Source organism: Micromonospora luteifusca, assembly GCF_016907275.1.
Classification (GTDB): domain Bacteria; phylum Actinomycetota; class Actinomycetes; order Mycobacteriales; family Micromonosporaceae; genus Micromonospora; species Micromonospora luteifusca.
In genome coordinates this window covers 3421931-3434950 of the sequence record NZ_JAFBBP010000001.1, presented here as the reverse complement: position 1 = coordinate 3434950, position 13020 = coordinate 3421931, and the positions used below count along the sequence as shown (strand labels likewise).

Here is a 13020-nt window from a genome sequence, read left to right as displayed (position 1 = left end):
TTTCTGCTCCGGGAATTCGGGGCACAAGCCGCGGACCGGCAACCGGAAGTGCAAGATCGACGGGGATTGTGGGGGTGGGGCGGGGCGGGCATGCTGGCGGGATGGGTGTGCGGGTGGAGCGGGTCGGGGCGGTTACCACCGTGGTGCTCGACCGGGCGGACGTTCGGAACGCCGTTGACGGGCCCACGGCCCGTGCGCTGGCGGACGCCTTCCGGGCCTTCGAAGCCGACCCGGAGGCAGCGGTGGCCGTGCTCTGGGGTGCCGGCGGCACGTTCTGCGCCGGGGCCGACCTCAAGACGATCGGCACGCCGAGCGGCAACCGGGTCGAGCCGGAAGGGGACGGCCCGATGGGTCCGACCCGGATGACGCTGAGCAAACCGGTGATCGCGGCGATCTCCGGGTACGCGGTGGCCGGCGGGCTCGAGTTGGCGCTCTGGTGCGACCTGCGGGTCGCCGAGTCCGACGCGACGCTCGGAGTGTTCTGCCGCCGCTGGGGAGTGCCACTGATCGACGGCGGCACTGTCCGGCTCCCCCGGCTGATCGGTGCGAGCCGCGCCATGGACCTGATCCTCACGGGGCGTCCGGTGCCGGCGGATGAGGCGTACTCGATGGGGTTGGTCAATCGGTTGGTGCCGCCCGGCCAGGCACGGGCCGCGGCCGAGGAACTGGCGGCGGAGATCGCCCGGCACCCGCAGACCTGCCTGCGCAACGATCGGGCGGCCGTACTGGCCGGCAGCGGGCTACCCGAGCCGGAGGCGCTGGCGACCGAGTTGGCGTACGGGATGAACTCGCTGGCCACGGACGCGCTCGCCGGCGCGGCCCGGTTCGCTGCGGGCGAGGGCCGGCACGGCACGATGCCGCCGGGAGGGGTGCACCTCCCGGCGGCATCTGGTGCTGACTAGATCAGTTGCGGTTGATGGTGAAGGTCGACGTGGTGTTGCGGATGTCCACCGCGTTGTTGGTCAGTCGCAGGTTGTTGAAGGTGACCGAGCCGACCGCCGGGCCCTGACCGGGTTCCGGCATCTCGTTGGCCCAGACCGCGAAGCCGGACTTCGCGTCGAACGCGTCACCGCTCTTGCGGGCACCGCTGATCGAGATGTTGGTGAAGACGGTGTCGGTGATCGGGTTCTCCGGCTGCGACCCGTTGTACTTGGTCTGGAACATGATTCCCGAGTACGTCGGGTCGACGATGTCCACGTCGGACACTCGGATGCCGCGGAACTCCTTCGAGGCGGAGAAGACCCAGATCGCGGGGAATGTCTGGGAGCCCCAGAAATGCCCGCCCGCCCTGATCAGCGAGATGTTCTGGAACTGGGTCGGTGGGCTGGCCCCGAACCCGATGAACGGGTAGCCGAAGTCCAGCGAGCTGATGGTGATCCCGGAGTACGTCAACATGTCCGCGATGTACAGGTTGCGGAAGATGTTGTTGTAGCCGCCGTAGACCGCCAGTCCGGCCGCCCGCCAGGTCAGCGTGGCCGAGAGGTTCTCGAACACGTTGCCGTTGTTGCCGGTCGACGCGCCCTGGTCGGTGGCCGAGAAGAGGGCGAAGGCGTCATCCCCGTTCGACCTTCCCTCGGTGTTGGTGACCAGGTTGTTGGTGCTGCCGTTGGTGAGGTTCACACCGTCGGCGAAGGTGTTCCGGAAGCGGCTGTTGCGGATGGTCAACCCGCTGACGCTCACCCCCCAGTACGCGCAGACGGTGTGCTCGACCCAGACGCTGTCCAGGGTCATGTTGTCGACGTCCTTCAACTCACCCCAGACCTTGCCCGGCCCGTCGATGCGGTTGGTGTAGTTGCCGAAGAAGGCCAGGTGCGAGAAGGACGACCCGCTGGCCGAGGACTCCACCCGGAAGCCCGCGTCGGTGTTCTGCTGACCGGTCGGCGTCTGGAAGCGGGTGTACCACATACCCGCGCCGACCACCGTGATCGGCTTGCCGTACACCTGGAGCTTCTGTGCGGTCTCGTACGTGCCCGCCGGGAGGTAGACACCGATCAGGTTGCCGGTGGTGTCCATCCGCACCGCGTCCAGCGCGTTCTGGACGTCCTGGTGGCTGAAGCCGGACGGCACGCGGTAGCGGGTCGGGTCCGGGTTGGCCCGAGGTGCGACCAGCTCCAGGTTGATGAAGTCGATCGCGTACGTGGTGGTGTTGGCCGGGTCCTTCTGCAGCCTGATCTTGCTGCCGGCCGGGACGGTCGAGTTCAACATCACGTTGGCCTCGTCGTACAGGTGGCGGGGCGGGCCGGCGCTCGGCGAGTCACTCGGGCTGGCCTCCGCACCGTAGAGCCAGATGTGTTTGGAGGTCAGGTTGATCGGCTTGTGCAGGGTGCCGTTGACGTAGATGTTCAACGTCGAGTCGATGCCTCCGCCGCCCGCCGAGTCGGGGATGGAGAAGCGGGTGACCAGGGTGTTGGTCGCTGCCCGGGTGGTCCACTCGACGTACGAGCCGGTGCTGTTCAGGGTCACCGCCCGACGACCTGACGCCTCACCGCCGAGGTTGCCGATCTCCCGGTTGGGCCCGACCTGCCCGGCGCCCCCGCCGGTCGTGCCGTCCTCGGCCTCGTACATGTCGTAGCCGAGGTTGGCGCCACGTCCCACGAAGAGCGGGCGGTCACTCGTGTTGTTGGTCTGCTTGACCGGCAGTTCGTTGCCGTCCACGGCGAGCACCACCCGGACGGTGTACTTGCCGTTCGCGGCGGTCCAGGTGCCCAGGTTGATCGGGCCGACCGTCGCGCCGGCGTTGATCACGCCCGAGTACGAGCCGGTCAGCGTACGGACGGCGGTGCCGGACTCGTTGAGCACGGTCAGGGTGATGCCGTGCGAGCCGGACGCGGACGCCTGGTTGCCGGCGTTGCGGATCGACACGGAGAAGGTGACAGTGCTACCGGGCGGCGGGTTACCCGGTGACCAGTCGACCGCGGAGGCGACCAGGTCGGAGCTGGCGACCGCGCCGACCACCAGCGGGCTGGGGTTGGTGTAGCTGTTGTTGGTGTCGTCGGACTCGACGACGGTGTTCGACTCGTCGACCTTCGCGCTGAGCGGATAGCTGCCCGAGTCCCGGGTGCCGATGCTGGCGCTGACCGTGGTCGAGGCGCCGGCCGCGAGGCCGCCGACCGACGCGGTGCCGACCCGGGTGGAGCCCAGGTAGAAGTTGACGTTTGTCGCCCCGGAGGCCGCCGAGCCGGCGTTGCGCACGGTCGCGGAGAGCGTGATGGTGCTGGTCTCCACGGGTGCGGACGGGCTGAACGACATGCCGGTGACGGTCAGGTCCGGGTTCGGCGCCGGGGTGCCGATGACCTGGAACTCGGCCACCTGCCCGGCCGGAGCGCCGGTGTTCGAGGCGATCGAGAGCCGCACGTCGGCGGCCGCACCGGAGACCGGGATGGTCACCGTGTTGCCGCTGCCCGGGTTGAAGGTGTAGTTCGCCGCGCCGACCAGCGTGGTGAACGTCGAGGAGCCCTGGTCCCGGCCGAGCACTGTGATGTTCTGCGTACGCGCACCCCAGGCCGAGTCCGGGTTGAGCTTCACGACGATCTGGCTGAGGCTGGCGTTCGCGCCGAGCTGCACAGTCAACGTGCTCGGGTTGCCGTTGCCCTCCCAGTAGGTGGCCACGTTGTTGTCGTTGGCGTTGGTGGCCACGAAGGTGTGCACGAACCCGGAGGCGCTGATCGGCTTGCCGATCGCCAGGTTGGTCCCGGTCGGCGGGTTGCCGGTGCCGGTGCGGGTCACGGTGTTGCTGTTCGCCGACTGGTTGCCGGCCGCGTCCTTGGCCCGGACGTGGTACGACACCGTGGCGCTGTCCGCCTGGTTGTCGGTGTACGTGAGCGTCGAGCCGTTGACGCTGCCACGCAGCGCGCCGTTGGCGTAGACGTCGTAGCCGGTCACCCCGATGTTGTCGGTCGACGCCGACCAGGCGAGCCGGATCTGCCCGCTGGCCGGCTGGGTGTAGGCCAGGTTGCCCGGGACGCTGGGGGCCTGGGTGTCGGTGCTGCCGGTGGCGCCGTACACCTCGACCTCGGAGAACTGCGCGGCCGGCCAGCCGGTGTTGCCGGTGACCTGCACGCGTACGTAGCGGGTGCTGGCGGCGGTGAAGCTGACGGTCGCGGTGTTGCCGCTGCTCGGGTTGAAGGTGTAGCCGGCGGACGCCTTCAGGGTGCTGAAGGACGAGCCGTTGGTCGAGCCCAGCACCGACAGCGTCTGCGTACGCGCCTGCCAGTCCGACGAGGGGGGCAGCTTCAGCACCACCCGGTCGACGCTGACTGTGGCGCCCAGGTCCGCCTGGATCCACTGCGGGAACGCGTTGTTGGCACTCTCCCAGTAGGTCGACGCGTTGCCGTCGTTGGCGTTGCCCGCCACGTAGTTCTGGTTGTAGCTGCTGGCGGTCATGGTGGCGGAGAGCCCGGCGAGCATGGCCACGCGGGCGGCGGCTGCGGACGGGTCGACCGCCGGTGCCGCGCTCGCCATGGGGGTGACGACCGGGGCGGTGGCGAGGAGCATTCCGGCGAGCGCACCGGCGAGGAGTCGTCGGCCACGCGTGCGGGTGGTTCGGGGGACGGGGTTGGGTGCGCCGGTCGGCGGCGTGCCTCGTCTGGTGCCGTTGCTGGACATGGGTCGCTACACCTCTTTCGGGGTGGGTGTGGGTGCGTTGCCCGGCGACGGGTGCAGGGGTACGCCCGTCGTTCCGCGACAGGTGGGGGACGGTGCGGGTTGGGGACGGGGTCGGACGGCCGGGGCTGCGTTGCGCCGGACGCCCGGACCGGGTGGCCCCCGCCCGGGGTGGGCGGGGGCGCCCGGCCTAGCTGGAATACACCTCGAACTCGCTGAGCTGGCCGGCCGGCCAGCCGGTGTTGCCGGTGATGGTCAGCCGCAGGTACCGCTGGCTGGTCGCCGTGAAGGTCACGGTGGCCGTGTTGCCGCTGGCCGGGTTGAAGGTGTAGCCGGCGGACGCTTTCAGGGTCGCGAACGTCGATCCGTTGGTGGACCCGAGCACCGAGAGCGTCTGCGTGCGCGTCTGCCAGGCCGATGACGGTGGGAGCTTCAGCACCACCCGGGACACCGACCGGTTGGCGCCCAGGTCCACCGTCAGTGACTGCGGGAAGGCGTTGTTGGCGCTCTCCCAGTACGTGTTCGGGTTGCCGTCCACCGTGTTGGCGGCGGCGTACACGTCGGAGTGGCTGGTCTCGGTGACGGACCGCCCGGCCGCCAGGTTTCCGCTGGGCGGCGGTGTGGTCGGCGGGGGCGTGGTTGGCGGCGCGGTGGTCGGGGGTGGGGTGGTGGGCGGTGGCGTGGTCTGTGTGCCGCCGTACACCTCGACCTCGGAGAGTTGCGCGGCCGGCCAGCCGGTGTTGCCGGTGACGGTGACCCGGATGTAGCGGCGGTCACCGGAGGGCAGCCCGATCGACACGGTGTTACCCGTGCCGGGGGCGAAGACCCGACCCGCGGACGACGCCAGCGTGCTGTACGACGAGCCGTCGGTGGAGCCGAGCACCGACAGGGTCTGGGTGCGTTGCTCCCAACCGGTGGGCAGCTTGAGCACCACCCGGTCGACCGACCGGGCCGCTCCCAGGTCGACGGTGAGCGACTGGGGGAAGGCGTTGTTGGCGCTCTCCCAGTAGCTGGCCGCGTTGCCGTCCACCGCGTTGGCCGCCGTGTAGCTCTGGTTGGTGCTGGTCGCCGTCGCCGACCGGTTCAGCGCCAGGTTTCCCCCGCTGGTGGGCGGCGGGGTGGTGGGCGGCGGCGTGGTCGGTGCCGGAGTGGTGGGTGCCGGGGTGGTCGGCGGCGGCGTGGTGGGTCCGCCGCCCCACTGCGGGTTCGGCCACGGGCCGCAGTACGGGGTCGGGACGTACCAGCCGGAGTTGCCGGCACCCTGGGTGATCTGGAAACCACCACCGACGCAGTTGTGGATCGGGTTGCTCTGCGCGATGTTGGTGGCCCGTACGTTCGTGAACGACACCTGGCTGGGTGCCTGCACCTGGAGCGCGTACGTGCCGGCGCCGTCGATCCGCACGTTGTTGAGGTTGATCCCGTTGGTCTGGCCCTCGATCCAGTGCAGCGCCGCGTACGAGCTGTCCAGGATGTCGGTGTCGGTGATGTTGATGGTGGGGTTCTGGAACGCCTCGTTGAGGGCGGAGAACCAGATCGCGCCGACACCGAAGTTCCAGTTGTAGTCCGAGTTGCCGTTGCGGATCAGCGTGTTCCGGGCGATCGTCCAGGTGCCCTGGACTCCGGTGGCACCCTGCACGCCCGGGTAGCGGTTGGCGACGTGGATGCCACCGCCGTTGGTCAGCGAGTCGGCCGTGACGTTATCGGTGATCTTGATGTCCCGGCCGCCGTAGCTGACCAGGTGGTTCGCCAGCAGGGTCACGCCGATGGTGTTGTGGGTGAAGGAGTTGTTGACGTTCGGCACGCTCTGCGCCCACATCGCCAACGCGTCGTCGCCGGTGTTGCGGACGAACGTGTTCGTCACCGTCGAGTTGGTCACGCCGGTGTGGAAGTTCACCCCGTCCGCGGTCTGGTCCAGGATTCGGCTGTTGCGGATGGTGAAGTTGTCCATCGGGCCGTCCATCCACGCCCCGACCTTGGTGTTCTCCAGCCACAGGTTGTCGACCACCGAGTTGGTCATCGCCCCGCCCAGGGCGTTGACCTGGTCGTCGTCGACCCGTTCGCGGATGTCACCGATGATGGCGAAGTCCCGCAGTGTGACGTTGCGGCTCGGCCCGTTCGCCTCGTGCGAGCGGACCGGGCCGGTGTAGCCGCCACCGGGGACGTACTTGCCGTAGATGCCGACGGATCTGTTCCGCTCGGTGGGGTGCCGGCCGCCGAGCACCGAGTACCAGGGGCCGGCGCCGCGCAGGGTCACCCCGTCGACCACCACGTGATCCCAGAGGGTGAAGGTGCCGGTCGGGATCCAGACCGCCCTGCCCTGGGCCTTTCCGGCGTCGACCGCCGCCTGGAACTTCGCGGTCGAGTCGGTCGCGCCGCTCGGGTCGGCGCCGAAGTCGGTGACCACGTCGAGCACACCGCTGGGCTTGGTGATCGCAGGGGCGACCAGCTCGAAGTCGGCCAGGTCGATGGTGAACGAGGGCGACTGGGCGGTCGAGGAGACCTGGAACCGGATCTTCGTGCCGGCGGGTTGGGTGCCGCCGAAGATCGCCCGGGTCTCGTCGTAGAAGTGGTGCGGGTTGGTGTCGCCCGGGTTGTTGTTGAACGGGTATCCGCCGTAGTACCAGCCGTACTTCGACGTCACCGGGACCGACTTCAGCAGGGTCCCGTTGGCCCGCAGGTCGATGGCGGCGTCCCGGCCGGTGCCCGCCGAGTTGTCCGGCAGGCTGTACCGGAAGGTGACCGCGTTGGCCGGAGCGCTGAGGGTGAACTCGACGTACTCGCCGACTGCGTCGAGGGTGACCGCCTCCCGACCGGACGCCTCGGACGGCAGCGTGCCGTAGCGCCGGTCCGGGCCGATCTTCGTGCCGTTGTGGGCGGCCTCCTCCGCCTCCTGTTCGACGAACGGGACGGTGGCGCCCCGGCCGGCGATGTCGAAGGGGGACAGCCCGGCCGCCGAGGCCGGGGTTGCCGTGCCGGTGACCGCGAGGGCGGTCAACGAGGTGGCGGCGAGCAGAGTGGCGGCGATGGCGGCCAACCCTGCCCGGGTCGGGTGTCGGAGATGGTGCGGGGTGCCGGTGGTGTGGTTGGCCATGAGCTGCGCTCTCCCTTTCGTCAGGCAGGCCAGATCCCCCCGTGTCGGTGCGGCGTTACGCGTTCCCCCCTTGCTCCTCCTTTCCTGGGTGGCGTGGTGCCGGCGGCCGGGACGGGCCGCCGGCACCACGGGCGATCAGAGTCAGGTCAGGCCTGGTCCGTCCGCCGCGCGCGGCCCGTCCGCCGATTCGGCGGTACGCAGCCAGACTGCGGTGTCCGACGGCAGTAACCCGTCGTCGAGTGGCCCACTGGCCAGCAGCACCTCGCCGGCCGGCATCGAAACCGGAATGTCGGAGAGGTTGACCAGGCAGTTGAAGCCACCGCCGCGGCTGAACGCGAGCACCCCCTCCGGTGCCGGCAGCCAGGTCAGCTCGCCGTCACCGAGCGTCGGCTCGGCCCGCCGGGCCTGGATCGCCGCCCGGTACAGCTCCAGCATCGAGGCCGGGTCGCCGGTCTGCGCACGGGCGGTCCGGTCCTTCCAGTCGGCCGGCTGGGGCAGCCAGGGCGCTGCGGCACCGGCGGGGCTGAACTCGAACGGCGGCTCGTCACCGGCCCAGGGCAGCGGTACGCGGCAGCCGTCCCGCCCGGGGTCGATCCGGCCGGAACGCTCCCACATCGGGTCCTGACGCAGCGCGTACGGAATGTCCTCGACCTCGTAGAGGCCCAACTCCTCGCCCTGGTACACGTAGGCGGCGCCGGGCAGCGACAGCGACAGCAGCGCGGCGGCACGGGCCCGGCGGGTGCCCAGCTCCAGGTCGGTGGGGATCCCCTCGCGCTTGGCGGCGAAGCTGAACCTGGTGTCCGCCCGCCCGTAGCGGGTGACGTGCCGGGTGACGTCGTGGTTCGAGAGCACCCAGGTGGCCGGCGCGTTGACCGGCGCGTGCGCGCTCAGCGTCCCGTCGATGCTCTCGCGCAGCGCCGCGGCGTCCCATGCGCAGCCGAGGAAGTCGAAGTTGAACGCCGCGTGCAGCTCGTCCGGGCGCAGGTAGTTGGCGAACCGCTGCCGATCCGGCAGCCACACCTCACCGATCAGCGCGCGGTCGGCGTACTCGTCGGCGACCCGGCGCCAGCCCCGGTAGATGTCGTGCACCCCGTCGAGGTCGTGGAACGGGTGCGGGTGGTCCGGTCGGACCTCGGGCAACTCCCCGTCCTTGACCAGGAGACCGGCCGAGTCGATCCGGATGCCGTCCACGCCCCGGTCGAACCAGAACCGCAGGATGTCCTCGAATTCCGCCCGTACCCGGGGGTGGTCCCAGTTGAAGTCCGGCTGCTGCGGGGCGAACAGGTGCAGGTACCAGTCGCCGGGGGTGCCGTCCGGGTTGGTGGTGCGGGTCCACGTCTCGCCACCGAACTCGCCGACCCAGTCGGTGGGCCGCTGGTCGCCGTTCGGGCCCCGGCCGGGCCGGAACCAGAACAGGTCCCGTTCGGGCGCGTCGGGGCCGCCGGCCAGCGCGGCCTGGAACCAGGGGTGCGCGTCGGAGCAGTGGTTGGGCACCACGTCGACAATCGTCCGGATGCCCAGCGCGTGCGCCTCCGCGATCAGCGCCTCCGCCTCGCCGAGGCTGCCGAAGACCGGGTCGATGTCGCGGTAGTCGGACACGTCGTAGCCGGCGTCGGCCATCGGGGAGGGGTACCAGGGACTGAACCAGATCGCGTCGATGCCGAGCGCGGACAGGTGATTCAGCCGCGACCGGATGCCGGCGATGTCGCCGATGCCGTCGCCGTTGCCATCCGCGAAGCTCCGGGGATACACCTGGTAGATCACCGCTCCACGCCACCACGGACTTCTGTCAGCTGTGGACACGAGCACCTGCTTTCTGCGTCAGTACGTCGGCGGGTTCGCCGGACCTGGTTGTGTGTCGGGCGAACGGTCGTTGTTCGCCGCGGGAGGTTACGCTGCCGGCTAACCCTTGAGGCTGCCCGCGGTCAGGCCGGACATGATGTTCCGTTGGAAGATCAGGAAGATGATGACGGTCGGGATCGCGGCGATGACCGACGCGGCGATGACCACGTTCATCGGCGTACCACCGGCGAAGGTGTAGATGCCGACGCTGACCGTCCGGGTCTCGGGCGACGGCATGACCAGCTTCGGCCAGAGGAAGTCCTTCCAGACCGCCGTCACGGCGAAGATCGAGACCACGCCGAGGATCGGGCGCGACAGCGGCAGGATGATCGACCAGAGCGTCCGCAGCGGCGTCGCCCCGTCCATCAGGGCCGCGGCCATCAACTCCTCGGGAATCGAGTCGAAGAACCGTTTCAACAGGAAGATGTTGAACGCGTTCGCGACCATCGGCAGCCAGATCGCGAACGGCGAATCGAGCAGGTTGATGTGCAGGATCGGCAGGTCGAGCACGGTCACGTACTGCGGAACGATGAGGACCATCGCCGGGATCATCAGGGTTCCCAGCATCAGGGCGAGGATCACGTTGCCGAACATCGGGCGAAGCTTGGACAGGGAGTACGCCGCGGCGCTGTCGAAGACCAGTTGGAACAGCACCGCGCCGACCGCGTAGTAGAAGGTGTTGAACAGCAGCTTGGCGAGGGCCAGGTTGTTCCAGGCGTCGATGTAGTTCTGCGGCTGGGGATCCTTCGGGAACAGCGTGGGCGGGGTCTGCGCGATCTCCTGGCCGGACTTGAGCGCGCCGGTGACCATCCAGTAGAGCGGCCCGAGGAAGACGAGTGTGAAGCCCGCGACGACGACGGCGAGCAGCGTCCAGTAGATGACCCTGCCGCGCCCTCGGCTGAGCTGGGCATGAGAGATGAGGGTCCGGGTTCCGGAGTCCTGTGCCATTCCTCGCCGTCCTAGTCCTGTTTCGCAGTCAGCCGCACGTACACGGCGGAGAAGCCGGCCAGCACCACGAGCATGATCACGCCCAGTGCGGCTGCGCCGTTGAGGTCGTTCTGGAAGAACCCGTGCTGGTAGATGAGGTACGCCACCGAGGTCGCGGAATCTTCCGCGCCCGCGCCGTTGGCGAGGATCAGTGGCTCGATGAAGAGCTGCATCGTGGCGACGATCTGGAGCATCGCCAGGAGCGCGAGGATCAGCCGGGTCTGCGGGATCGTCACGTGGCGGATGCGCCGCCAGATCCCGGCGCCGTCGAGCTCGGCCGCCTCGTAGAGCTCGCCAGGGATGTTCTGCAACGACGCCAGGTAGATCAGCACCGCGCCGCCCATGTTCATCCAGGTGGACGCGACCACCATCGCCGGCATCGTCATCTCGGGTGACTGCATCCACTGCGAGGTGGGCAGGTGCAGCGCCTTCAGGATCGCGTTGAAGAGCCCGGCCTCACTGGGGTCGTACGCGTAGAACTTGAAGAGGAACAACGCGGACGCCGGGGGCAGCATCACCGGTAGGTAGACCAGGATCCGCAGGTATCCCTTGGCGTGCCGGAACTCGTTGAGCATGATCGCCACGAAGAACGGCACCGCGTACCCGAGGACGAGGGCGAGCACCGTGAAGTAGAACGTGTTCTGCCAGGCCGTCCAGAAGCTGGGGTCGGCGATGATGCGCGAGTAGTTGTCCCAGCCCACCCAGGTGGTCTCGCCACGCCGGGTGCGCTGGAAGCTCATCATGATGCCGCGGATCATCGGGTACCAGGAGAAGACGACGAAGCAGAGCACCGCGCCGATCAGGAACGTGTGACCGGTGAGGTTGTCCCGTACCTTGCGGCCGAGGCTGGTGCGCTGCGGCCTCGCCGAGTACGGCGACGGCGGGCGGCCCGGTTTCCTGGGGGTCTCCGGGACGGTGGTGATCGCCAAGGCAACTCCTGGGTGAGTCGGTGACGTCGATGCGGTGCGGATGGTGTGGGGGCCGGGTCGGCGTCCCGGCCCCCACACGATCGGTCAGCTCTCGGCGGCGAGGAGTTGGTTGACCTTCTCCTCGGCGGTCTTGAGCAGCGCGTCGATGTTCGAGTTCGGGTTGGTCAGCACGCCGGACATCGCGGCGTCGAGCACCGCGTAGACGGCCTGCGCGTTGCGCGGCTCACCCTTGATCGGCACCGGGGTGGCCTCGAAGAGCGCGAAGTTCGCCGTGTCGACGTTCGCGTTCGCCTTGCGCAGTTCCAGCTCCTGCTTCTGCGCCTCACTGCCGTTGGCGAAGAGCAGCGGCTGGGGCAGACCAACGGGGTAGTTCTGCGGCTTGGCCCGGACGTAGTCGAACTGGCCCTTGCCCGGCGTCAGCTTCTGGTACGCGATCCACTTCATACCGGCCTTGACCTGCTCGGGGGTCAGGTCCTTCTTGAAGAAGTAGCCCTCGCCGCCACCGAGCGTCCCCTTCGCCGCGGCGTCCTGGCCCGGCAGCGGGCTCATCGCCCAGTCCTGGAACTTGCCCTGGAACTGGCTGACGATCGCCTGGGTGGCGTCGGGTGCACCGATGAACATGCCGACCTTGCCCGCGCCGGCGTTCGTCAGCAGGTCACCCCACTGCAGCAGTTGGCGGGAGCCCATGCTGTTGTCGCCGTACCGCATGTCCTTGATGTTCTGCAGGACCTGCTTGCCCTGGGCGTTGTTGAAGTCGGCCTTCTTGCCGTCCTCGGTCAGCATGCGGCCGCCCTGCGAGTAGAGCAGGGAGGTGAAGTGCCAGCCGCCGGTGTTGCCGGCGCTGTACTCCGAGTAGCCCGCGATGCCGTTGCCGAGTGCGGAGATCTTCTTGGCGGCGGTCCGAACGTCGGCCCACGTCTTCGGCGGGTTGTTGACGTCGAGCCCGGCCTGCTGGAACAGGGCCTTGTTGTAGACCAGACCCATCGAGTAGTTCTTGACCGGCACGGCGTAGAGCTTGCCGCCGTCGGTGAAGACCTCCTTGAGCGCCGGGTCGACGCTGTCCCAGGTGGGGATCGTGTCCTTGTTGGCGTACTGGGTGATGTCCATCGCCTGACCCGAGTCCAGCACCTGCTGGAGGTCGGTCATGTACCCGTAGAACACGTCGGTCACGGTGCCGCCGGCGAGGCGAGCGGTGAAGTCCGGCGGGTTGTTGCACTGCTCGCCGACGCTGACGCTCTTGATGATGATGTCCGGGTTCTGCTTCTGGAACTCGGCGACGTCGTCGTTCCAGTTCTTCAACAGCTCTTTCTGGGCGCCGACCGGCTGGCAGTCCACCGTGATGGTGACCTTGCCGCCGGCGGTCGAGTCCTTGTCGTCGCCCTTTGTGGAGCACGCCGTGAGGCTGAGCCCCAGGCCGGCCACGAGCGCAACCGCCGCAGCCTTTCGGTATTGCGGTACGGACATCTGTCCATCCCTTCGGGAACGGGTGTCTCAATGACCTTCGCTGATCTGCGGTGATGCGACCTGACGCCCAGTAGCTGCGTCGGAGCCAGGTGTGAGTGGAGTCAC

7 protein-coding genes are annotated in these 13020 nt (G+C 68.8%); 1 reads left to right on the top strand and 6 read right to left on the bottom strand.

The features are described from left to right. Nucleotides 1-101 precede the first annotated feature (101 nt). Nucleotides 102-902, top strand: a complete 801-nt coding sequence (locus tag JOD64_RS15475; RefSeq protein ID WP_204942871.1) for a crotonase/enoyl-CoA hydratase family protein — start codon at nt 102-104, stop codon at nt 900-902. A 1-nt stretch (nt 903) separates the two neighbouring features. Here the strand turns inward: JOD64_RS15475 and JOD64_RS15470 are convergent, their stop codons facing one another. The 6 genes from JOD64_RS15470 to JOD64_RS15445 form a co-directional block, all read right to left on the bottom strand. Further along, nucleotides 904-4605 carry a discoidin domain-containing protein gene (locus JOD64_RS15470; RefSeq protein WP_204942870.1) on the bottom strand — a complete coding sequence of 1234 codons (3702 nt, stop codon included), beginning with the start codon at nt 4603-4605 and terminating at the stop codon, nt 904-906. Between the two features lie 187 nt (nt 4606-4792). Continuing rightward, complete coding sequence (locus JOD64_RS15465; protein ID WP_204942869.1) at nt 4793-7693, bottom strand: galactose-binding domain-containing protein; 2901 nt, start codon at nt 7691-7693, stop codon at nt 4793-4795. A 141-nt stretch (nt 7694-7834) separates the two neighbouring features. Further along, on the bottom strand, nt 7835-9496 hold the full coding sequence (locus JOD64_RS15460; RefSeq protein ID WP_204942868.1) for a glycoside hydrolase family 13 protein: 1662 nt from the start codon (nt 9494-9496) through the stop codon (nt 7835-7837). Nucleotides 9497-9595: 99 nt separating this feature from the next. Next, nucleotides 9596-10483 (bottom strand): carbohydrate ABC transporter permease, encoded by an 888-nt coding sequence (locus JOD64_RS15455; protein ID WP_204942867.1) that lies wholly within the window; start codon nt 10481-10483, stop codon nt 9596-9598. A gap of 11 nt (nt 10484-10494) precedes the next feature. Beyond that, nucleotides 10495-11451, bottom strand: coding sequence for a carbohydrate ABC transporter permease (locus tag JOD64_RS15450; RefSeq protein ID WP_204942866.1), 957 nt, complete (start codon nt 11449-11451; stop codon nt 10495-10497). A gap of 84 nt (nt 11452-11535) precedes the next feature. Further along, nucleotides 11536-12915, bottom strand: a complete 1380-nt coding sequence (locus JOD64_RS15445) for an ABC transporter substrate-binding protein (RefSeq protein ID WP_204942865.1) — start codon at nt 12913-12915, stop codon at nt 11536-11538. Nucleotides 12916-13020: the final 105 nt, after the last annotated feature.

What these genes read in the sequence shown, in the direction of transcription:
- JOD64_RS15475 (WP_204942871.1), top strand. Translation starts at nt 102, where the DNA reads ATGGGTGTGCGGGTGGAGCGGGTCGGGGCGGTTACCACCGTGGTGCTC.
- JOD64_RS15470 (WP_204942870.1), bottom strand. Translation starts at nt 4,605, where the DNA reads ATGTCCAGCAACGGCACCAGACGAGGCACGCCGCCGACCGGCGCACCC.
- JOD64_RS15465 (WP_204942869.1), bottom strand. Translation starts at nt 7,693, where the DNA reads ATGGCCAACCACACCACCGGCACCCCGCACCATCTCCGACACCCGACC.
- JOD64_RS15455 (WP_204942867.1), bottom strand. Translation starts at nt 10,483, where the DNA reads ATGGCACAGGACTCCGGAACCCGGACCCTCATCTCTCATGCCCAGCTC.
- JOD64_RS15445 (WP_204942865.1), bottom strand. Translation starts at nt 12,915, where the DNA reads ATGTCCGTACCGCAATACCGAAAGGCTGCGGCGGTTGCGCTCGTGGCC.